Origin of the sequence: Litorivita sp. NS0012-18, from assembly GCF_040371945.1 — a bacterium.
In the GTDB taxonomy this organism is placed as follows: domain Bacteria; phylum Pseudomonadota; class Alphaproteobacteria; order Rhodobacterales; family Rhodobacteraceae; genus Litorivita.
Genome location: NZ_BAABWS010000001.1, coordinates 1406541 through 1428117, shown reverse-complemented (window position 1 = coordinate 1428117; position 21577 = coordinate 1406541). Strand labels below are relative to the sequence as shown.

Sequence of the window (21577 nt, the reverse complement as noted above, 5' to 3'; positions counted from 1 at the left end):
AAAAAGCGAAAAAACCGAAAAAAAGGGTGATCAGCGAAATGACGACTTCTACGGCGAATGGAAACGGGGCCGATCAGGGACAAACATCGGGCGATTTTGTTGCGCAGATTGCGCAAAACCTGCCCTTCTTGCGCCGCTATGCGCGGGCATTGACCGGATCGCAAACCTCGGGCGACACTTACGCCGCGGCGACTTTGGAGGCGATGCTTGAGACGCCCGATATTGTGGACCGCTCGATGGACCCCAAAGTGGCGCTCTTTGGTGCGTTTCACGCCATCTGGTCCAGTTCCGGCGCGCCGGTGGACAAGGGCGGATCGGGGGCCTTTGCCAAGGCGCAGGCGCATCTGGCCAAGCTGACGCGCAACACGCGCGAGGCGCTTTTGCTGCATACGGTCGAGGAGTTCCGCACCGGCCAAGTGGCACAAATCATGGGCCTGCCCGAAGCGGAGGCCGAAGAATTGATCGCCATCGCACAGCGCGAGATCGCCGATAGCATCTTGGGCAAGGTGATGATCATCGAGGACGAGGCGATCATCGCGATGGATTTGCAAAGCATCGTGGCCAGCATGGGCCATGCCATCACCGGCGTGGCGCGCACCCGCACAGAGGCGGTCGAACTGGGCAAGGCCGAGCGCCCCGACTTGATCCTTGCCGATATTCAACTGGCCGATAATTCCTCGGGCATTGATGCGGTGAATGATCTTTTGGAGGCGCTGGGCGATGTGCCGGTGATCTTTATCACCGCCTTCCCCGAGCGGCTTTTGACCGGCGAGAAACCCGAACCGGCGTTTTTGATCACCAAGCCTTACAGCGAAGAGCAGGTGCGCCTCGCCGCGAGCCAAGCGATGTTCTTTTCCTCGACGGAAACCTTGTTGGCCTAGGCAGGCCCCGCGCCGCAGGGGCGCGCCGCCGCGTCCGGATTGCGCGCGAAATCACGTGCAAAAAACAAAGGCCGCGCAGGGCAATCCGCGCGGCCTTTTGATCTGGTGCGGTGGGGGTTCGGGGCGGGCGATGTCTTGCCCGTTCTCTTTGGTTCGTGCCTGCCTGCCCTAAATCTCTGCGGCAAGCTCCGAGGCCCAAGGCGGGTTGGCCCCCGCCCGTCCCACCACCACGGCGGCCACGCGCGCGCCGTATCGCAGCGCCTCTTCCAGCGCCGCCTCGGGCAGGGCGCGGATTTGCTCTTTGCGCAGCAATCCTTGTGCCTCCAGATGGGCCAGAACGCCCGCGTTGAACGTATCGCCCGCGCCGACCGTGTCGACGATCTGCGCCGCCTGCGCGGGCACCGAAACCTCGATATCGCGCATATAGCCGCTCGCCCCCGCGCCGCCGCGGGTGATGATGACCACGGCGGGGCCTTTGTCCAAAACCTGCGCCGCCTTGTCGCGCAGCGGCCCGTCGCCGCCGATCAACCACTCAAGGTCCTCGTCCGACAGTTTGACGATATCGGCCTGCGCCATCATCGCGTCCAGCCGCGCGCGATAGCGGGTCTCGTCGCGGATAAATCCGCTGCGGATATTGGGATCGATCATCACCGCGCGCCGCCCCGCCTCGCGCGCCAAAAGCGCGGCGTAGGCCTCGGCGCAGGGCTCGCAGGCAAGGCTGATCCCGCCGAAAAACAGCGCGCCGACATGATCGGGCAAAGGCGGCAGATCCTGCGCGGTGATCATCCGTCCGGCAGAGTTTTCATCCATGAAATGATAGCGCGCCTGCCCCTGCGTGAGCGTCACAAAGGCCAAGGTCGTGGGCCGGTCCGAACGGATCAGCAAGCCGCGATCCACACCGGATGCGCCAAGCGCCGCGTCGAGCTGTGCGCCGAACATATCGCGCGACAGGCCGGTGAGCATGCCGCTCGGCGCGCCCAGCCGCCCCAGCGCGATGGCGGTGTTGAAGACCGCGCCGCCCGCATGGGGCACGAAGCCCTCCTGCCCCGCCGCGCAGGGGGCGGGGATCATGTCGATCAAGGCTTCGCCGCAACATAGGATCATAGGGTGCCTTTGCAGGTTGGGGCGGGGGCGCGGTCTGTGCTCATCTCGCTCATGGCCCTAGATAGGCCTCGATCGCGGCGCTCATGCCGCGCGCATGGATCACATCGAGCCAGCGGCCAAAGGCCTCGGCAAAAATCGCGCTCTCGCCCAGATCGCCGTAAAACTGCGTCATCTCGAGCCATTTTTGCGGATCGGATTGCGCGGCGATGGCGCGGGCCTGTAGCAGGTCCCAATGTGGATCATTGGGGGCGACGGTGCTGGCGTCCTCGCGGATGCCGGTGCAATAGCGCGCCCATGCCGCCGACACCAGCGCCAGCCCCTCGACAGGCGCGCCCGTGGCCAGCCCGCTGCGCACCGAGGGCAAGATGAAACCGGGGTGGCGGCTTGAGCCGTCAAAGGCGACGCGGCGGGCCGTATCGGCGATCTCGGGATTGGCGAAACGGCGGTCGATCAGGTCGAGATATTGCAGCGGCGTCATATCCGGCACGGCGCGCACATGGGGGGCGATTTCCTCGCGCACGACCTTGTGCAGCAGCGCGCGAATGCCCGCATGGGCCATGGTTTGCGCGATGGTCTGCAGGCCCAAAATCTCGGCTGGGCCTGCGATGATCTGATGGCCGCCGTTGAGAATGCGGATTTTCATCGTCTCGTAATCATGCACATCGGGCGAGAAGGTCGCGCCGGCCTTGTCCCAATCGGGGCGACCTGCGCAAAACGCATCCTCGATCACCCATTGGCGGAAATTTTCATGGGTGACGGGGGCATTGTCGCGCAGGCCAAACCCATGCGCCAGTTCGATTTCCTTGGGGCCGGTGGCGGGGACGATGCAATCGACCATGGAGTTGGGAAAGCTGCAATGCGCGTCGATCCAATCGGCCAGATCGGGATCGCCGAGCCGCGCCAGCGCCACGAGGGTCTGGCGCAAGACCGCGCCATTGCCTTGCAGGTTGTCACAGCTCATGCAGGTGAAAGGGCCATGCCCTGCCGCGCGGCGGGCCTTCAGCGCCGCAATCATCGCGCCAAAGGCGGTGCGCGGGTGGTCGGGATGGGCGGCGTCATGGAGGATATCGGGATGGGCGGCGCTGAACCCGCCGCTGGCCGCATCGATGAAATAGCCGCTCTCGGTCACGGTCAGCGACACGATGCGAATGGCCGGATCGCTCATCTGTGCGATCAGCGCGCCATGGCCCTCCTCGACCGGCAAAAACCCGATCATCGCGCCGCAGACCTCGGCGGATTTGCCCGAGGGGTCCAGTTCGATCAAGGTGGTCAGGCAGTCTTGGGCCAAGAGTTTGTCGCGCATGGCGGCATCGCCGGCGCGCACGCCTGCGCCGATGATGGCCCAATCGTGGTTCATCCCCTGATCCATCACCCGATGCAGATACCACGCCTGATGGGCGCGGTGGAAATTGCCAAGCCCGATATGCACGATGCCCGCGCGCAGCGCGCTGCGATCATAGGCGGGCACGCGCACCTCGGGCCCCAGATCGGCGAGGGTTTGGTTCGACAGGGGGGTTAGCTCATCCATTGGCCGCCATCCACATTATAGGTCTGCGCGACGATGTAATCGGCCTCGCTGCTGGCCAGAAAAACGGCCATTCCGGTCAGGTCTTCGGCCACGCCCATCCGCCCGAAAGGCACGGCCTCGCCGACCTCGCGCTTCTTCTGGCCGGGGGCTTTGTTTTCGTGTTTGGCGAAAAACGCATCGACGCCGTCCCAATGCTCTCCGTCGACGACACCAGGGGCGATGGCATTGACGTTGATCCCGTGTTTGATCAAATCCAGCCCCGCCGATTGCGTCAGCGAGATCACGGCGGCTTTGGTGGCGCAATAGACCGCGACCAAGGCTTCGCCGCGGCGCCCTGCCTGACTGGCCATGTTGATGATCTTGCCGCCCTCGCCGCGCGCGATCATATGTTTGGCAACGGCCTGCAAGGTAAAGAGCGTGCCTGCGACATTGATGTCAAAGACGCGGGCATAGTCTTGGCGGGTGATGTCCGCAATCGGCGCGGCGGTGAACAGCGCGGCGTTGTTGATCAGGATGTCGATCTGGCCGAAACGGGCGAGGGCGGCTTGGATGCCCGCGTCGATGCTGGCTTGGTCGGTGACATCCATGCGCAGGGCCATCGCCTGATCACCCAAGGCTTCGGCGGTTTGCGCTGCGCGCTCGGCGTCGATATCGGCGATGATCACCCGCGCGCCCTCACGGATATAGCGTTCGGCAAAGGCGCGGCCGATGCCACGCGCGGCGCCGGTGATCAGCGCGGTTTTTCCGGTCAGCCGTGTCATGCGATGCGCAGCCCCTTGGCGTCGAAGCGGTGGATTTTATCGTTGCGCGGCGACAGGTAGACCGTATCGCCGTGGTGAAAGCTCACCTCACCAGGCGCACGCACGGTGATGGTTTCGGCCAATCCGGTTTCGTGGATGTGAAAGAACGTGTCGGAGCCAAGATGCTCGGCCACGCCGACGGTGCCTTTCCAGATGCCGTTTGCGGCGTCCACGTCGATATGTTCGGGGCGCACGCCGATGGTATGGGCCTCATGTTTGGCGGCCTCGGCCCCCTCGATGAGGTTCATTTTCGGCGAGCCGATGAAACCGGCGACAAAGGTGTTGCGCGGGCTGTGGTAAAGCTCGAGCGGGCTGCCGACCTGTTCGATATGACCGGCGCGCAGCACGACGATTTTATCGGCCATGGTCATGGCTTCGACCTGATCGTGGGTCACGTAAATCATTGTCGTGGCAAGCTTTTTATGAAGCTCGGAGATTTCCAGCCGCATCCCGACGCGCAGGGCGGCATCAAGGTTCGACAAAGGCTCGTCGAACAAGAAGGCCGACGGTTCGCGCACGATGGCGCGGCCAATGGCGACGCGCTGGCGCTGTCCGCCCGACAATTGCCCGGGGCGGCGGTCGAGATAATCGGTCAGGTTGAGCGCCTTGGCGGCGGCTTCGATCTTGGCGTCTTGGGTGGCCTGATCGACCCCCGCCATCCGCATCGGAAAGGCGATGTTCTTGCGCACGCTCATATGCGGATAAAGCGCGTAGGATTGGAACACCATTGCCAGCCCGCGTTTGGCAGGCGGGATCGTGGTCGCGTCATTGCCGTCGATGCGCAGGGTGCCCGAGGTCATATCCTCCAGCCCCGCAATCAGCCGCAGCAAGGTGGATTTGCCGCAGCCCGAGGGGCCGACAAAGACCGTAAATTCGCCATCCTCGATGGTCAGGTCCAGCGGCGGGATGACCTCCACATCGCCGAACTTCTTGGTGACTTTTTCAAGCGTGATTTGTCCCATGGGATGTTCCTTATTTAACCGCGCCAAAGGTGAGGCCGCGGACAAGCTGTTTCTGGCTGAACCAGCCGAGGATCAGGATCGGCGCGATGGCCATGGTCGAGGCCGCCGAGAGTTTGGCGTAAAACAGGCCTTCGGGGCTGGAGTAGCTGGCGATAAAGGCGGTCAGCGGCGCGGCTTTGGCCGCCGTCAGGTTGAGCGTCCAGAAGGCTTCGTTCCATGCGAGGATGAAGTTCAGCAGCAAGGTCGAGGCAATCCCCGGCACCGCCATGGGCGTGAGCACATAGAGGATTTCGGCGCGCAGCGTGGCGCCATCCATCCGCGCGGCCTCCAAAATCTCGCCCGGGATCTCGCGAAAATAGGTGTAGAGCATCCAGACGATGATCGGCAGGTTGATCAGCATCAAGACCACGGTCAGGCCGAGGCGGCTGTCCAGTAGGCCCATTTTGATGAAGAGCAGATAGATCGGGTAGAGCACGCCCACGGCAGGGAGCATTTTCGTCGAGAGCATCCACAAAAGGATGTCTTTGGTGCGGCGCGAGGGCACAAAGGCCATCGACCACGCCGCAGGCACCGCCACGATGAGGCCCAAGAGGGTCGAGCCGCCCGCGATAAAGATCGAGTTCCACAAGAAACGCGCGTAGTCCGAACGCTCCATCACGACCGAGTAATTCTCCAGCGTCCAGTCAAAGAAGAAGAACACCGGCGGGTCGGAAATCGCCGTGGCTTCGGTTTTGAAACTGGTCAGGATGGTCCAGAGGATCGGGAAAAAGATCAACAGTCCCACGGCCCAAGCGGCGATGGTGTTGAGGATCTTGCGGCGGGTGGTGACGGTGCGGGCCATGGTTGTCTCTCCTCACGCGTCCAGATTTTTGCCGACGATGCGCATCAAGAACACCGCCATGATATTGGCCAGAATGACCGCATAGATACCGCCTGCCGATCCAAGCCCGACGTTCTGGCTTTCGAGCACGCGTTGATAGATCAGATAGGTCAGGGTTTTGGTGCCGAAGCTGCCTTGGGTGGTGACGAAAATCTCGGCGAAGATCGACAGCAGGAAGATGGTCTGGATCAGCACGACGATGGTGATGGCGCGCGACAGGTGCGGCAAGGTGATATAGCCAAAACGCGACAGGGGCGGCGCGCCGTCCATTTCGGCGGCCTCCAATTGTTCGCTGTCGAGCGATTGGATCGCGGTGAGCAGGATCAAGGTCGCAAAGGGCAGCCATTGCCACGAGACGATCATCACGATCGAACTGAGCGAAGCTTGGCTGAGCCATTCGATCGGGGTCAGGCCAAAGGCCTTCCACAGATGCGCGAACAGGCCGTTCACGGGGTCCATGAACATGTTTTTCCACACAAGCGCCGACACGGTGGGCATGACAAAGAAGGGGGCAATCACGAGGATGCGCACCACGCCTTGGCCCCACATGGGTTGATCCAAAAGCATGGCCAGCAGGATGCCCAAAACCACGGTGATGATCAAAACGCTGCCGACGATGGTGAGCGTGGCAAGGACCGAGGGCCAAAAGGCGCTCGAGGTCACAAAGCGGATGTAATTGTCAAACCCGACCCATCCCAGATCACCGCCGCGCAGGGGCAGGTATTTCTTGAACGAGAAATACAGCGTCATCGTCAGCGGCACCAGCATCCAGCCCAACAGCAAAATCACGGCTGGGGCCATCATCAAACGGGCGGCGGATCGGGAATGTTGCGTGGCCATGACATCTCTCCTCGCGGGCGGGGCCGCGGTTGTTTTACTCTGCCAGGATATAGAAATTCGGGTGGGGTGGGGGGCGAAAACCATCCGCCCCCCGAGATCGACGCGATCAGTAGCCTGCGGCTTCCATCTCGTCTGTGGTCAAAGCCTGCGCCTTGGCGAGGGCTTCATCCACGGTTTGTTGTCCGGCCAAAGCGGCCGAGAACTCTTGGCCCACCTGCGTGGCAATACCGGCAAATTCGGGGATCGCGACGAATTGCACACCGGTATAGGGCACGGGTTTGACCGTGGGTGCGTTCGGGTCTGCCGAGTTGATCGAATCGAGCGTCATCTGCGCGAAGGGCAGTTTGGCGTATTCGGGGTTCTCGTAGAGCGAGGTCCGCGTTCCCGGAGGCACGTTGGCCCAGCCTTCATTGGCCGCGACCAAGGCGGTGTATTCCTTGCTGGTGGCCCAAGCGACGAATTTTTTCGCTTCATCGGTGGCGTCCGAACCGGCCGGAATGGCCAAGGACCATGCCCACAGCCAGTTGCCGCGCTTGCCCAGACCTGCATCGGCGGCCAGAGCAAAGCCGACCTTATCGGCGACGGTGCTGTCTTTGGGGTTGGTCACGAAGGACGCCGCAACGGTGGCGTCGATCCACATGCCGCATTTGCCCTGTTGGAACAGCGACAGGTTTTCGTTGAACCCGTTGGTCGAGGCACCGGGAGGGCCATAGTTGGTCATCAGGTTCATATAGGTGTCGAGGGTGGTTTTCCACTCGGGCTGGTCGAATTGCGCGGTCCAGTTTTCGTCAAACCAGCGCGCGCCGAAGGAGTTCGACATGGCGGAGAGAAAGGCCATGTTCTCGCCCCAACCGGCCTTGCCGCGCAGGCAGATGCCGTAAACGTCATTGGCCTTGTCGGTCATGGCGGCGGCGGCTTTTTCAATGTCGGCCCATGTGGGCGCGTCGGGCATTTGCAGGCCAGCGGCCTCCATCAGGTCCTTGCGATACATAACCATCGAGCTTTCGCCATAGAAGGGCGCGGCGTAAAGCTCGCCGTCCACGGTCAAACCGCCGCGGATCGCGGGCAGGATGTCATCGGCGTCCCATTCGGCGGGCAGATCGTTGAGCGAGACCAACCAGTTTTGCGCGCCCCAGATCGGAACCTCATAGGTGCCGATGGTCATCACGTCGAACTGGCCGCCCTTTGCGGCGATGTCTTGTGTGACCCGTTGGCGCAGCACGTTCTCTTCGAGCGTGACCCATTCGACTTTGATGTCGGGGTGTTTCGCGGTGAAATCATCGGTCAGACCCTGCATGCGGATCATGTCCCCGTTGTTCACGGTGGCGATGGTGAGTGTGGTTTCGGCTTGCGCGAAAGTGGCTGCGAATACAGCCGCCGCGCTCACCCATGTGAGCGGCGTCCTGATAGTCATCCTTTGTCCTCCCTAAGTGCATCGAATGCTGTGGATCAGCTTAGTGAGAACCGATACGCGGCGTCAATTCTTTTTTTACGCGCGTAAAATTGAGCAAGGTTTCAAGCGGATGCGCGCATCACCAGCCGCCCTTCGAACAGAACTTCGCGCTCCGAATCGCGTACCGTGCCGCCATCGACGAGGTTGAGAATCGTCTCGACGCTGCCTTTGGAGATGGATTTGTAATCTTGCGCCACGGTGGTCAGCGACGGGCAGGTAAACCGCGCGAACGGGTGGTCGTCATGGCCCGCGATGCGCATCGAGCAATCTTCGGTGATGCCGACGCGAATCCCGCTTTCATAGGCCGCCGCCAGAAGGCCGATGGCCAGACGGTCGTTGCTGCACAAAACCGTGCGGCTGGGCAGGCCGCCCTCTTTGATCACCCGCAGCCCCTCGCGATAACCGATGTCCTCGAAATCCCAACCGCTGCCCTCGACGCGCACCACATGGGGCGCATGGCCTAGATCTTGCATCGCCCAAAGATAGGCCTCGCGGCGTTTGTTGGCATTGGGGTTGACGGGGGGCATTTCGAAAAAGCACGGCGGCTCGCCGCTGCGGCACAGGTATTCGACCATCAAGGGCACCGATTGGAACGGGTCCGAGCCGATAAAGGCCGCGCCGACGCCCTCGATGTTGCTGTCAAAGAGGACCGTCGGCACATCCTTGCAAAACCCTTCGATCTTGGCGCGGTCCGAAGCGCGGCCCAAGGGCGCCATCAACACCCCCGCAGGCCGGATCGCGCGCAGGGTTTCGAGGATCTCGATCTCATGGTCGCGGCTGCCGTGGGAGCTGAAGGTCGAGGGGGAATAGCCTGCGTCGATGAGCAGCCCCTCGATATTGCGGGCCATTTCGGAAAAGAACGGGTCGGCCACATTGGGCACGACGATGCCGATGTTTTTGGTCAGGCGGCGGTTCTGGTTGACCGCATAGAGGTTGGGCCGGAAGTCATAGCGCTCCAGCGCCGCTTCGATCCGCTCGCGGGTGGATTTGCGCACGCTGGAGGGATCGTTGAAATATTTCGAAACCGTGGGGCGCGAGACGCCGCTTTTGGCGGCGAATTCTTCCATATTCCTGATCTTGCGCTCGCTCATCGCCCACCCCGCCCTAACTTACGCGATGGTCAAATTTAATTTATCGCGCGAAAATAATTAACTTACCTTAGGAAGGATTGCGCCGCGAGGTCAAGGCGCGCGGGGCCGATTGACCCCTGCGGCGCCGCGACAAAAAAGCCCCCGCCAAGATGAGGGCGGGGGCTAAAGCAGTGATATGGCATCCGGTCGCCGGCTCTGGCGCCGGCGCGGCGCAGGGATCAAGGCGTGCGGCCCTTGAGAGCGCGCACCACCATGGCGACGACAAAGAGCGCGAGGAAAATCACGAAAAGCAATTGCGCGATGCCCGCCGAGGCGCTGGCAATGCCGCCAAAGCCGAACACACCGGCGATGATGGCGACGACGAAGAAAACAACAGCCCAATACAGCATGGTTTCAATCCTTTGGTTATGGGGCGCAGCGACTGCGCTTGAGGGGTTCAACTGGGGGATCAACGCGAGGCGGGCGGCGGCGGTTCCCATATTTTATTGGGAATTTTTTGCCGCTGCGTTGGAACCTTTTGGCGCGGCGCGGCGTTGTTTGGGTAATCGCGGCCCGCTGCTGTCACAGCTTATGAGGCGGGCCCTCACATAGATCAGGAGATATATCATGGCCGCTGCGACCAAGTTGAAAGTTACCGAAACCACCACCGAGGATCTGGCCGCGCAGGTGGAGGCGCTCAAGTCCGATCTGGCTGCTTTGACCGGCACTTTGGCCGAATATGGCAAGACCCAAGGCGCGCATTTGAAAGAGGGCGCAAAGGCCCGCGCGGCATCGGCCCGCGAGAGCGGCGAGGCGCAAATCGCGCAATTGCGCGCGCAGGGCGCCGAGCTTGGCAAACAGGCCGAGAGCTTTGTGCAAGAAAAACCCGCCATGTCGGTGGGCCTTGCGGCGGGGCTGGGCTTTGTCGCTGGTCTGTTCTTGGCCCGCAAATAAGCGTGCGTCGATGCTCAGCGATCTCAAGCACAAAGCCACAAGGACAGCGCGCAAGGCCGCGTTGTCCTTTGTGGCGCTCATGGCGCTTTGCGTCGGAGCGGGGTTTTTGACCGTGGCCGCTTGGCTGTTCTTGCAGGTCCATTACGCCCCGCAGGGCGCGGCCTTGATCATCGCTTTGGTCTATTTCGGGCTGGCGGCGATCCTCTTTGCCATCGCGGCCTCCAAACCCGAAGACATCGCGCCCGCCCCCGCCGCGCCCGCCGCCAAAGGCCCCGATCTGGCGCAGGCCTTTGCCTTTGGCATCGAGGCCGCCGCCGCCATGCGCCGCGCACGGCGCTAGGGCGCGGGCCTGCGTTTTGACCCGCGCCTTGCCTTTGCCCCTGAAATTTAAGGGGGCGGGGGCGGTATTTTCCCTTGCCAGCCTTCTCGTTTGCGCCTAAGGAAGCGCTTCCATCGCGCGACCGGCCCGAAGTGGCATGCCGAGTCGCGTTTGACACCGACCCAAACGAGGAGACGGAAATGCCCAAAATGAAGACCAAGTCGAGCTGCAAAAAGCGGTTCAAAACAACGGCCAGCGGTCGTGTGAAAGCCGGACAGGCAGGCAAAAGCCACGGCATGATCAAACGCACCAACAAATTCCTGCGCAATGCGCGCGGAACCACCACGCTGTCGGCTCCTGATGAGAAAATCATCAAGTCGATGATGCCATACGCGCGCTAAGGAGGGTTTGATATGTCTCGTACCAAAGGCGGAACCGTCACGCACGCGCGTCACAAAAAGATCATCAAAGCCGCAAAAGGGTATTACGGTCGCCGTAAGAACACCTTCCGCGTCGCCACGCAGGCCGTGGACAAGGCCAACCAATACGCCACACGCGACCGCAAGGCCCGCAAGCGCAGCTTCCGCGCGCTGTGGATCCAGCGGATCAACGCCGCCGTGCGCAGCCACGACGAAGCGCTGACCTATTCGCGCTTCATCAACGGACTGTCCTTGGCCGGTATTGAAGTGGACCGTAAGGTTCTGGCCGATCTGGCCGTGCACGAGCCCGAAGCATTTGGCGCGATCGTTGATCAAGCCAAGGCGGCGCTCGCGTAACCCATCCCTTTCACTGAGGGATCAGAGATTTGAGAAGCCGCGGGCCTATAATGGGCCGCGGCTTCTTGCGTTTGTGTGCCACGCTGGGTAGCAACAGCCCAAACCCCGCCCGTCATCGCGCAGATGGGGATCAAGGACGAACAGGAGGATCGGATGGACGATCTGAGAGACAAGTATATCGCGGCCATCGCGGCGGCCTCTGACGAGGCGGCGCTCGAAGATATCCGCCTTGCCGCTGTTGGCAAAAAGGGCGAGGTCGCGCTCAAGATGCGCGAGCTGGGCAAAATGACCCCCGAAGAGCGCCAGATCGCAGGGCCGAAATTGAACGCGCTCAAGGACGAGATCAATTCGGCCTTGGCCGCCAAGAAAACCGCGCTGGCCGATGCGGCGCTTGATGCGCGGCTGGCCACCGAATGGCTCGACGTGACCTTGCCGTCGCGCGCCCGTCCGCAAGGCACGGTCCACCCCGTCAGCCAAGTCACCGAAGAGATCAGCGCGATTTTCGCCAATCTCGGGTTCGCCGTGGCCGAAGGGCCGCAGATCGAGACGGATTTCTACAATTTCGACGCGCTCAACATGCCGACGCACCACCCCGCGCGCCAAGAGTTCGACACCTTCTATATGCACCGCGCCGAGGGCGACAACCGCCCGCCGCATGTGTTGCGCACCCATACCTCGCCGGTGCAAATCCGCGCGATGGAGAAAAGCGGCGCGCCGATCCGCGTGATCGCTCCGGGGCGGGTGTATCGTTCGGATTACGACCAGACCCATACGCCGATGTTCCACCAAGTCGAAGGCCTCGCCATCGGCAAGGATATCTCGATGGCGAACCTCAAATGGGTTCTGGAGGAATTCTTTGCCGCCTTCTTCGAGATCGACGGCATCAAAACCCGTTTTCGCGCCTCGCATTTCCCCTTCACCGAACCCTCGGCAGAGGTGGATATCCAATGTTCGTGGGTCGATGGGCAATTGCGCATCGGCGAGGGCGACGGATGGATGGAGGTGCTCGGCTCGGGCATGGTGCATCCCAAGGTCTTGCAAGCGGCAGGCGTTGATCCCGAGGCGTGGCAGGGCTTTGCCTTTGGCATGGGGATCGACCGTCTGGCGATGCTCAAATACGGCATCCCCGATCTGCGCGCCTTCTTTGACAGCGACTTGCGCTGGCTGCGCCACTACGGGTTCTCGTGTTTGAACCAACCGACATTGCACGGGGGTTTGAGCCGCTAGCAAAACGCGGCGCGGCGCATCTGCCGCCGCCCCGACGGATCAACGGCCCACCCCCAAGATTTCCCTCCATAAGGAGACCGCAAAATGAAATTCACTCTCTCTTGGCTCAAAGAGCATCTGGATACCACCGCGACGCTGGACGAGATCCTTTATGCGCTCACCGACCTCGGGCTTGAGGTCGAAGAGGTGATCGACCCTGCTGCCAAGCTGGCCGGTTTTACCCTCGCCAAGGTCACCCATGCCGAAAAACACCCCGATGCGGACAAGCTGCGCGTGTGTAAGGTGCAAACCGACGAGGGCGAAAAGCAGATCGTTTGCGGCGCGCCCAATGCGCGAGAGGGCATTACCGTGGTGCTCTGCAAACCGGGCGACTATGTGCCGGGGATCGATGTGACGCTTTCGGTGGGCAATATTCGCGGCGTCGAGAGCCACGGCATGATGGCCTCCGAGCGCGAATTGGAATTGTCGGACGAGCATGACGGCATCATCGAATTGCCCTCGGGCGAGGTCGGGCAGACCTTTACCGACTGGCTGGCCGAACATGATCCGGCCAAGGTCGATCCGGTGATCGACATTGCCATCACGCCGAACCGTCCCGATGCGCTGGGCGTGCGCGGCATTGCGCTTGATCTGTCGGCGCGCGGGCTGGGCGTGATGAAACCGGTCAAAGCGGCCAAGGTGGCGGGCGCATTTGCCTCGCCGCTCAAGGTGACGATCGATGCGGACACCCGCGAGGACGGCTGCGCGGTTTTTGCCGGACGGCTCATTCGCGGCGTGAAAAACGGCCCCTCGCCCGAATGGCTGCAAAGCCGTTTGCGCGCCATCGGGTTGCGCCCGATTTCGGCCTTGGTCGATATCACCAATTTCTTCACCTATGACCGCAACCGCCCGCTGCACGTTTTTGACGCCGATAAGGTGACGGGCGATTTGCGCGTGCACCGCGCGCAGGGCGGCGAGGTGATGACCGCGCTCGACGATAAGGACTACGCGCTCGCCGAGGGCATGGTGGTGATTTCCGACGATAAGGGCGTCGAGAGCATCGCGGGCATCATGGGCGGGCTGGAGACGGGCTGCACCGAAGAGACGGTCAATGTGTTTTTGGAGGCCGCCGTTTGGGACCCGATCCAGATCGCCAAAACCGGCCGCGCGCTCAAGATCAATTCGGACGCGCGCTATCGCAACGAGCGCGGGATTGATCCGGATTATAACATGCAAGCCATTGAAGATGCTGCGCAAATGATCCTTGATCTGTGCGGCGGCGAGGCTTCCGAAGTGGTTGTCGCGGGCGAGGTGCCGGATGTGGCGCGGGCTTACAAGCTCGACACCGACCGCGTGCAAAGCCTTGTCGGCATGGAGATTTCCGCCGACGAGCAACGCCGCACATTGACCGCTTTGGGCTTTGTGATCGACGGCGATATGGCGCATGTGCCCTCGTGGCGCCCTGACGTGCTCGGCTCTGCCGATCTGGTGGAAGAAGTGGCGCGTGTGGCCTCTTTGACCAAACTCGAAGGGCGGCCTTTGGCGCGGCTGGACGACGGGATTCCCGCCCCGATCCTGAGCCCCGCGCAGATCCGCGAAAGCGCGGCGCGGCGCATGGCGGCCTCTTTGGGCTACAACGAATGCGTGACCTACAGCTTCATCGATCAGGCCAGTGCCGCATTGTTCGGCGGCGGGTCGGATGCGACGATGCTGGAGAACCCGATTTCGAGCGAGATGAGCCATATGCGCCCTTCGCTTCTGGCGGGTCTGCTGCAAGCGGCGGCACGCAACCAGTCGCGCGGGTTCAATGATCTGGCGCTTTTCGAGGTCGGCCCTGCCTTTAGCGGCGGCGAGCCGGACGAGCAGCAGTTGCAGATCAGCGGCATTCTGGTCGGCCGCACCGGTCCGCGCGATGTGCATGGCGAAATGCGCAGCGTCGATCTTTATGATGCCAAGGCCGATGCCGAAGCGGTCCTGTCCGCCATCGGCGCCCCCGCCAAGGTGCAAATCCTGCGCGGCGCTGAAGGCTGGTGGCATCCGGGGCGGCATGGCAAAATCTGCCTTGGGCCGAAAAAAGTGCTCGGCGTGTTCGGCGAAATCCATCCCAAAATTCTGGCGCAGATGGATATCAAAGGGCCGGTGGTCGGTTTCACCATCTATCCCGCAGAAGTGCCCTTGCCGAAGAAAAAGGCCGCGACGCGCCCTGCTTTGGCGATCCGCGATCTGCAAGCGGTGGAGCGGGACTTTGCCTTTGTCGTGGATGCGGATGTCGAGGCTTTGACTTTGGCCAACGCCGCCGCAGGCGCCGACAAGGTGTTGATCGAAAACGTGCATGTCTTTGATGAATTCACCGGCGCGACCGCAGAGGCGCAAATGGGCGCGGGCAAGAAATCCATCGCCGTGACCGTGCGGTTGCAACCCGCCGAGAAGACGCTCAAGGAAGCCGATATCGAAGCGGTCAGCGCCAAGATCGTCGAGAAGGTCACCAAGGCCACCGGCGGCGTGCTGCGCGGCTGATTTCGGCCAAGCCCCTGTAAACAAAGGCCGCCCTTTTTTGAGGGGCGGCCTTTGGCGCTTTTGGCCGCGGCTCAGGCTAGCGAATCCTTGTTACAAAAGGCGGAGTAATTGTGCGGATTTCGCAGGGATTTTTGCATCTCGCTAGAGTTAAAATCTTTTGTTGTCAGGTGCTTACTTGTTATTGGTCAGGTTTCATAAAGCTGTTACAAAAGCATTACATAAGCGACACACCGACGATTTAGGCAGCCCCCAAGGCCGCGAGAATGTTGGCCGCGAGATGTAACCCTAAAGGAGCTATTATGTCCCTTATCAAATTGTCCGCCTCCGCAATGGCCATCGCCGCCGTTTGTGCCACTGCCGCCTCGGCGCGCGACCAAGTCCAGATTGCCGGTTCCTCGACCGTTCTGCCCTATGCGTCGATCGTCGCCGAAGCCTTTGGCGAAAACTTCGACTTCCCGACACCGGTCGTGGAATCGGGCGGCTCCTCCGCCGGTCTCAAAAAGTTCTGTGAAGGCGTGGGCGAAGGCACCATCGACGTGGCAAACGCCTCGCGCAAGATCAAAGACAAAGAGATCGCCGCCTGCGCCGAAAACGGCGTGACCGACATTATGGAAGTGCGCATCGGTTATGATGGCATCGTCTTTGCCTCCGACATCAACGGCAACGGCTTTGAATTCACGCCCTCCGATTGGTTCCTTGCGCTCTCCGACAAAATCGTCGTGGACGGCCAGATCGTCGCCAACCCCAACAAGACTTGGGCCGATGTGAATGCGAATTTCCCCGCGCAAAACATTCAAGCCTTCGTTCCGGGCACCAAGCACGGCACGCGCGAAGTCTTTGAAGACAAGGTGATCCTCGCAGGCTGCGAAGAGACCGGCGCCTTTGAAACCTTCCTCGCCGCCGCCGAGGGCGATGACGAGAAAGCCAAGAAAAAAGCCGCCGAGAAAGCCTGTATCTCGCTGCGCACCGATGGCGCGTCGACCGACATTGACGGCGATTACACCGAAACCCTCGCGCGTATCGAAAGCAACAAGGACGGCATCGGCGTCTTCGGTCTGGCCTTCTACGAGAACAACACCGACAAGCTGCAAGTGGCGACCATGTCGGGCGTCGTGCCGTCGACCGAAAGCATCGCAAGCGGTGACTATCCGGTGTCGCGCCCGCTCTACTTCTACGTCAAGAGCGCGCATATCGGCGTGATCCCCGGCCTGCAGGAATATGCAGAGTTCTTCGTCTCTGACGATATGGCTGGCCCCGACGGCCCGCTCGCCGAATACGGCCTCGTCTCCGACCCCGAGCTGGAGCAGACCCAAGCAGCCGTCGCAGGCGGCAACAACATGTAAGCCAAACGCGGCTTAGACAAAACCGGCGGCGGCCCGACAGAACGGGGCCGCCGCCCCACAATACAAAGCTAAAGCAGGTCCCTTATGTCCTTGGCTCTTTCCTTCCTCTGTGTCCTCGCGATTTGCGTCGCGGGGTATTTTGTTGGCCGCTTGCGCGTTGCCGCGACAGGGGACAGCCGCACGCGCCATTCGCGCGCGGTCTATCACGGGCTCAACACGGCGCTGACGGGGTTTGTGCCTGCGGCATTGGTTTTCATGGCCTATATGGTGCTGCGCAAGATCGCCGAAAAATCCGATGCGCTGGCCCTGCCGGTCGGGGCGGATCGGGTGATGGCTTGGGCGATTTTGGCGCTTTGCGTGGCGGGCGTTGTGTTTGCCCTCTCCAAGATCACCGCCGAGTATCGCGCCCGCAATGCGGCAGAGCGCTGGATCATGGTTTTGCTGATCTTTGCCGCCTCTGTTGCGATTTTCACCACCGTCGGGATCGTGATGTCGATGTTGCTGGAGACCGGCAATTTCTTCTCGCAATACGCGTGGACCGAGTTCTTTTTCGGCGTGACATGGGCACCGGATTTTCGCGGCGATAGCGCGCTGGGAATTTTGCCGCTCTTGTGGGGCACGCTCTACATCAGCTTTATCGCGCTGCTGGTGGCGGTGCCGATCGGGCTGTTTGCGGCGGTCTATCTGTCGGAATATGCGGGGCCGAAAACCCGCTCTATCGCCAAGCCGTTGATCGAGGTTCTGGCCGGTATCCCGACCATTGTTTACGGTCTTTTCGCGCTGATCACCGTGGGGCCGATGCTGCGCGATTATTTTGCCCAGCCGATGGGATTGGGCGACAGCGGATCGTCGGTGATGACGGCGGGTCTGGTGATGGGGATCATGCTCATTCCCTTCGTCTCGTCGCTTTCGGATGATATTATCAACGCGGTGCCGCAGGCGATGCGCGACGGCTCTCTGGGCCTTGGCGCGACGAAATCGGAAACCATCAAACAGGTGGTCGTGCCTGCCGCCCTTCCGGGGATTGTTGGCGCGATCTTGTTGGCGGCGAGCCGCGCGATTGGCGAGACGATGATCGTCGTCTTGGGCGCGGGGGCGGCGGCGGCGCAGTTCAGATCCGGCATTGGCGAGGTCATCAACCCCTTTGAGGCGATGACCACCGTGACCGTGAAAATCGTCAGCCAGCTTACGGGCGATACGGATTTTGCCGCGCCCGAAACCTTGGTGGCCTTTGCTTTGGGGCTGACGCTGTTTGTCTTTACCCTCGGCCTCAATGTGCTCGCGCTCTACATCGTGCGCAAATATCGGGAGCAATACGAATGAGCGACGCGACAAATTCGGGCGCGATGCCCGTGCCGCCCAAGCGCAAGACGCTGCTGGAGCCGGATGCGCGCACCAAGCGGCGCAATGCCGCCGAGGCACGGTTTCGCGCCTATGGAATGGGGGCCATCGGCATCGGGGTTCTGGCCTTGGTGATGCTGTTGATCTCGATCTTCAGCGCCGGATCGGGCGCGTTTTCGCAGACCTATCTGACCATGCCGGTCGAATTGTCGGAGGCCAAGCTCGACAAAAAGGGCGGGCGCGATCTCGACAACCTCAAGAAGGTCACGACCATCGGCTATGCGGGGGTTCTCAAAACCTCGCTGGCGGCTTTCATCGCCACCGAGGGCATCGAGATCGAGGGGCTGAGCGATAAGGACGCGGCGCAGATCATCTCTAAAGAGGCCGCCGCCACGGTACGCAATGCGGTTCTGGCCGATCCCGATCTGATCGGCACGACGCAGGAGTTCACGCTTTTGGTCAACGGGCGGATCGACGGGTTCTACAAGGGCCGCGTGACGATGGACAGCGCCGAGCTTGACGGCAATGTCTCGCCCGAGCAATTGATGCTGGCCGATGCGCTCAAGGAGCGCGGCTATCTGCGCACCAAATTCAACTGGGCATTTTTGACCGCGCCCGATGCCTCGGACCAGCGCCCCGAAGCGGCGGGGCTAGGCGTGGCGATCCTTGGCTCGCTTTATATGATGTTGACGGTTCTGGTGCTGGCGCCGGTGATCGGGGTGGCGGCGTCGATCTACCTTGAAGAATTCGCGCCCAAGAACCGTTGGACCGATATCATCGAGGTGAATATCTCGAACCTCGCCGCCGTGCCGTCGATTGTGTTCGGCATCCTCGGCCTTGCGATTTTCATCAACTTTGCGGGCATGCGCGCCTCTGCGCCGATTGTCGGCGGATTGGTTTTGACGCTGATGACCTTGCCGACGATCATCATCGCCACCCGCGCGGCGTTGAAGGCCGTGCCGCCGTCGATCCGCGATGCGGCTTTGGGTCTTGGCGCGTCGAAAATGCAATCGGTATTCCACCATGTGTTGCCCCTCGCCGCGCCTGGTATCTTGACCGGCACGATCATCGGTCTGGCGCAAGCCTTGGGCGAGACCGCGCCTTTGCTGCTCATCGGGATGGTGGCCTTTGTGCGCGAATACCCCGCCGCTTGGAGCCCCGAAAACGGGTTGTTCGGCGAGCCGTCGACCGCGCTTCCGGTGCAGGTTTTCAATTGGACACAGCGCGCCGATCCGGCTTTTGTCGAACGGGCCTCGGGGGCGATTATTGTGTTGCTGGTGTTTCTTGTGGCGATGAATGTCGTGGCCGTGTTGCTGCGCCGCCGCTTCGAGCGCCGTTGGTAGGGTGAGCATCTGACATGAATGATATGCGAATTATGGAGAGAGCCGTGGACGTGAAAGAGATCAAGATCGCGGCCCGTGGGTGTCAGGTCTATTATGCCGATACCCATGCGATCAAAGACGTCGATGTGGACATCGAGGATAAAACCGTCACCGCCTTTATCGGCCCTTCGGGCTGCGGCAAATCCACGTTTTTGCGCTGCCTGAACCGGATGAACGATACGATTGATATCTGCCGCGTCGAGGGCGATATCCGTCTGGACGGCGAGGACATCTATGACCCCAAGGTCGATCCGGTGCAATTGCGCGCCAAGGTCGGGATGGTCTTTCAAAAGCCCAATCCTTTCCCCAAATCGATCTATGACAACATCGCTTACGGCCCGCGCATCCACGGCATGGCCAAGACCAAGGCCGACCTTGATGTGATCGTGGAAAAGAGCCTGCGCCGCGGGGCGATCTGGGACGAGGTCAAGGACCGTCTCGACAAACCGGGCACCGGATTGTCCGGCGGTCAGCAACAGCGCCTGTGCATCGCGCGCGCCGTGGCCACCGAGCCGGAGGTTTTGCTGATGGACGAGCCTTGCTCGGCGCTTGACCCGATTGCCACGGCGCAGGTCGAGGAATTGATCGACGAATTGCGCGCGCAATATAGCGTGGTGATCGTCACCCACTCGATGCAGCAGGCCGCGCGGGTCAGCCAGAAAACGGCGTTTTTCCACCTTGGGAATTTGGTCGAATTTGGCGAGACGGGGCAGATTTTTACCAACCCCGAAGACCCCCGCACCGAAAGCTATATCACTGGACGGATTGGATAAATCGCATGGTAACCGAACAGCATATCGCCAGCGCCTTTGACCGCGATCTGGAGGCGATCCAAGCCTTGATCATGAAAATGGGCGGTTTGGTCGAAGCCAATATCGGCGATGCGGCCAAGTCGCTCGAAGAGCGCGACAATGAATTGGCCGATAAGGTCCGCGCCGCTGATAAAGTCATCGACCGGATCGAAGAGCAGGTCAATGAAGAGGCCGCGCGGGTGATCGCGCTGCGCGCGCCGCAAGCGCGCGATCTGCGCACGGTGTTGACGGTGATGAAGATCGCCTCCAGCCTCGAACGCTGCGGCGATTACGCCAAGAACCTCGCCAAACGCACCGGCGTTCTGGTGCAGATGCAGCCCGTGGGCGGCGCCTCCAAGTCGATCCGCCGCATGGCGCGCGAGGTCGAGCAGATGCTCAAGATGGCGCTGGATGCCTATATCCACCGCGACGTGGCGATGGCCGAAGAGGTGCGCCTGCGCGACCGCGAAGTCGATCAGATGTATAATGCGCTGTTTCGTGAATTCCTCACCTATATGATGGAAGATCCGCGCAATATCACCGCCTGTATGCATCTGCATTTCATTGCCAAAAACATCGAACGCATGGGCGATCATGCCACGACGATTGCCGAGCAGGTGATCTATCTGGTCACTGGCGAAATGCCCGAAGAGGCGCGCACCAAGGCCGATGTGACCTCGACTGAGGCGATTGAGGTGGAGGACTAAGCCATGGCTGCCGATCAACTGCGTGTTCTATTGGTCGAGGACGAACCGGCGCAGCGCGAGATTTTGGCGTATAACCTTGAGGCCGAAGGCTTTTTGGTGAGCCGCGCCGAGACGGGCGACGAGGCTTTGGTTTTGGTGGATGAGGTGGTGCCGGACCTCATTGTGCTGGATTGGATGTTGCCAGGCGTGTCGGGGATCGAGATTTGCCGCCGTCTCAAAACCCGCGCTGCGACGCGCAATGTGCCGATCATCATGCTCTCGGCCCGCTCCGAAGAGGCCGACCGCGTGCGCGGGCTTGAAACCGGCGCGGATGACTATGTGGTCAAACCCTATTCGGTGGTCGAATTGATGGCCCGCGTGCGCACGCAATTGCGCCGCACCCGTCCGGCAGCGGTGGGGCAAAAGCTCAGCTTTGACGATATTATCCTCGACGCCGAGACCCATAAGGTCACCCGCGACGAGCAGCCGCTCAAGCTTGGCCCGACCGAATTCCGGCTGCTCTCGACCTTTATGGAGAAACCGGGGCGGGTGTGGAGCCGCGAGCAATTGCTTGATCGGGTTTGGGGGCGCGATATCTATGTGGATACGCGGACCGTGGACGTGCATATCGGCCGCTTGCGCAAGGCGCTTTGCACGCATGGCGGCGATGATCCGCTGCGCACGGTGCGCGGCGCGGGATACGCATTGGGCTAAGCGGGCAGCCGCGCAAAGGCGGCGCAGGAC

22 protein-coding genes are annotated in these 21577 nt (G+C 61.5%); 13 read left to right on the top strand and 9 right to left on the bottom strand.

Going from position 1 to position 21577, the window contains the following annotated elements; genetic code table 11:
* The first annotated feature begins 38 nt into the window (after positions 1 to 38).
* A complete protein-coding gene (locus tag ABWV64_RS06885) occupies positions 39 to 881 on the top strand; it encodes a response regulator (RefSeq protein WP_353343519.1) in 843 nt (280 codons plus the stop codon).
* Positions 882 to 1049: 168 nt separating this feature from the next.
* On the opposite strand, the gene ABWV64_RS06880 is transcribed toward ABWV64_RS06885, so the two are convergent.
* The 9 genes from ABWV64_RS06880 to ABWV64_RS06840 form a co-directional block, all read right to left on the bottom strand.
* Positions 1050 to 1985 carry a carbohydrate kinase family protein gene (locus ABWV64_RS06880; RefSeq protein WP_353343518.1) on the bottom strand — a complete coding sequence of 312 codons (936 nt, stop codon included), beginning with the start codon at positions 1983 to 1985 and terminating at the stop codon, positions 1050 to 1052.
* A 49-nt stretch (positions 1986 to 2034) separates the two neighbouring features.
* Positions 2035 to 3513 carry a mannitol dehydrogenase family protein gene (locus ABWV64_RS06875; protein WP_353343517.1) on the bottom strand — a complete coding sequence of 493 codons (1479 nt, stop codon included), beginning with the start codon at positions 3511 to 3513 and terminating at the stop codon, positions 2035 to 2037.
* Positions 3501 to 4274 carry an L-iditol 2-dehydrogenase gene (locus ABWV64_RS06870; RefSeq protein ID WP_353343516.1) on the bottom strand — a complete coding sequence of 258 codons (774 nt, stop codon included), beginning with the start codon at positions 4272 to 4274 and terminating at the stop codon, positions 3501 to 3503. Before ABWV64_RS06870 ends, ABWV64_RS06875 begins: the two co-directional genes overlap by 13 nt.
* On the bottom strand, positions 4271 to 5275 hold the full coding sequence (locus ABWV64_RS06865; RefSeq protein WP_353343515.1) for an ABC transporter ATP-binding protein: 1005 nt from the start codon (positions 5273 to 5275) through the stop codon (positions 4271 to 4273). The genes ABWV64_RS06870 and ABWV64_RS06865 overlap by 4 nt, the downstream gene beginning before the upstream one ends.
* A 10-nt stretch (positions 5276 to 5285) precedes the next feature.
* On the bottom strand, positions 5286 to 6116 hold the full coding sequence (locus ABWV64_RS06860; protein WP_353343514.1) for a carbohydrate ABC transporter permease: 831 nt from the start codon (positions 6114 to 6116) through the stop codon (positions 5286 to 5288).
* A 12-nt stretch (positions 6117 to 6128) separates the two neighbouring features.
* Positions 6129 to 6995: a carbohydrate ABC transporter permease gene (locus ABWV64_RS06855; RefSeq protein WP_353343513.1), complete on the bottom strand. Its 867-nt coding sequence runs from the start codon at positions 6993 to 6995 to the stop codon at positions 6129 to 6131.
* 106 nt (positions 6996 to 7101) lie between these two features.
* Positions 7102 to 8409, bottom strand: coding sequence for an ABC transporter substrate-binding protein (locus tag ABWV64_RS06850; protein WP_353343512.1), 1308 nt, complete (start codon positions 8407 to 8409; stop codon positions 7102 to 7104).
* Positions 8410 to 8510: 101 nt separating this feature from the next.
* Positions 8511 to 9539 (bottom strand): LacI family DNA-binding transcriptional regulator, encoded by a 1029-nt coding sequence (locus tag ABWV64_RS06845; RefSeq protein ID WP_353343511.1) that lies wholly within the window; start codon positions 9537 to 9539, stop codon positions 8511 to 8513.
* A gap of 218 nt (positions 9540 to 9757) precedes the next feature.
* Positions 9758 to 9928, bottom strand: coding sequence for a DUF1328 domain-containing protein (locus ABWV64_RS06840; protein WP_353343510.1), 171 nt, complete (start codon positions 9926 to 9928; stop codon positions 9758 to 9760).
* A gap of 217 nt (positions 9929 to 10145) precedes the next feature.
* Here ABWV64_RS06840 and ABWV64_RS06835 point away from each other — a divergent pair, with 217 nt between their 5' ends.
* The 12 genes from ABWV64_RS06835 to phoB all read left to right on the top strand — a co-directional run bounded on the left by ABWV64_RS06835 (position 10146) and on the right by phoB (position 21547).
* On the top strand, positions 10146 to 10472 hold the full coding sequence (locus ABWV64_RS06835; RefSeq protein WP_353343509.1) for an ElaB/YgaM/YqjD family protein: 327 nt from the start codon (positions 10146 to 10148) through the stop codon (positions 10470 to 10472).
* A gap of 10 nt (positions 10473 to 10482) precedes the next feature.
* On the top strand, positions 10483 to 10812 hold the full coding sequence (locus ABWV64_RS06830) for a phage holin family protein (RefSeq protein ID WP_353343508.1): 330 nt from the start codon (positions 10483 to 10485) through the stop codon (positions 10810 to 10812).
* Between the two features lie 179 nt (positions 10813 to 10991).
* On the top strand, positions 10992 to 11192 hold the full coding sequence (rpmI, locus tag ABWV64_RS06825; protein WP_353343507.1) for a 50S ribosomal protein L35: 201 nt from the start codon (positions 10992 to 10994) through the stop codon (positions 11190 to 11192).
* A gap of 12 nt (positions 11193 to 11204) precedes the next feature.
* The gene (gene rplT, locus ABWV64_RS06820; RefSeq protein WP_353343506.1) at positions 11205 to 11567 is read left to right on the top strand and encodes a 50S ribosomal protein L20; all 363 of its coding nucleotides are present in this window, start codon (positions 11205 to 11207) and stop codon (positions 11565 to 11567) included.
* Between the two features lie 153 nt (positions 11568 to 11720).
* Positions 11721 to 12794, top strand: a complete 1074-nt coding sequence (gene pheS / locus ABWV64_RS06815) for a phenylalanine--tRNA ligase subunit alpha (RefSeq protein ID WP_353343505.1) — start codon at positions 11721 to 11723, stop codon at positions 12792 to 12794.
* Positions 12795 to 12878: 84 nt separating this feature from the next.
* Positions 12879 to 15290, top strand: coding sequence for a phenylalanine--tRNA ligase subunit beta (pheT, locus tag ABWV64_RS06810; protein WP_353343504.1), 2412 nt, complete (start codon positions 12879 to 12881; stop codon positions 15288 to 15290).
* A 299-nt stretch (positions 15291 to 15589) separates the two neighbouring features.
* Positions 15590 to 16633, top strand: a complete 1044-nt coding sequence (locus ABWV64_RS06805) for a substrate-binding domain-containing protein (protein WP_353343503.1) — start codon at positions 15590 to 15592, stop codon at positions 16631 to 16633.
* An 84-nt stretch (positions 16634 to 16717) separates the two neighbouring features.
* Positions 16718 to 17956 carry a phosphate ABC transporter permease subunit PstC gene (gene pstC, locus ABWV64_RS06800; protein WP_353343502.1) on the top strand — a complete coding sequence of 413 codons (1239 nt, stop codon included), beginning with the start codon at positions 16718 to 16720 and terminating at the stop codon, positions 17954 to 17956.
* On the top strand, positions 17953 to 19317 hold the full coding sequence (gene pstA, locus ABWV64_RS06795) for a phosphate ABC transporter permease PstA (protein ID WP_353343501.1): 1365 nt from the start codon (positions 17953 to 17955) through the stop codon (positions 19315 to 19317). Before pstC ends, pstA begins: the two co-directional genes overlap by 4 nt.
* 14 nt (positions 19318 to 19331) lie before the next feature.
* Entirely contained in the window at positions 19332 to 20129 is a 798-nt protein-coding gene (gene pstB, locus ABWV64_RS06790; RefSeq protein ID WP_353343500.1) for a phosphate ABC transporter ATP-binding protein PstB, read from the top strand.
* Positions 20130 to 20134: 5 nt separating this feature from the next.
* A complete protein-coding gene (gene phoU / locus ABWV64_RS06785; protein ID WP_353343499.1) occupies positions 20135 to 20854 on the top strand; it encodes a phosphate signaling complex protein PhoU in 720 nt (239 codons plus the stop codon).
* Positions 20855 to 20857: 3 nt separating this feature from the next.
* Entirely contained in the window at positions 20858 to 21547 is a 690-nt protein-coding gene (phoB, locus tag ABWV64_RS06780) for a phosphate regulon transcriptional regulator PhoB (RefSeq protein ID WP_353343498.1), read from the top strand.
* Positions 21548 to 21577 lie beyond the last annotated feature (30 nt).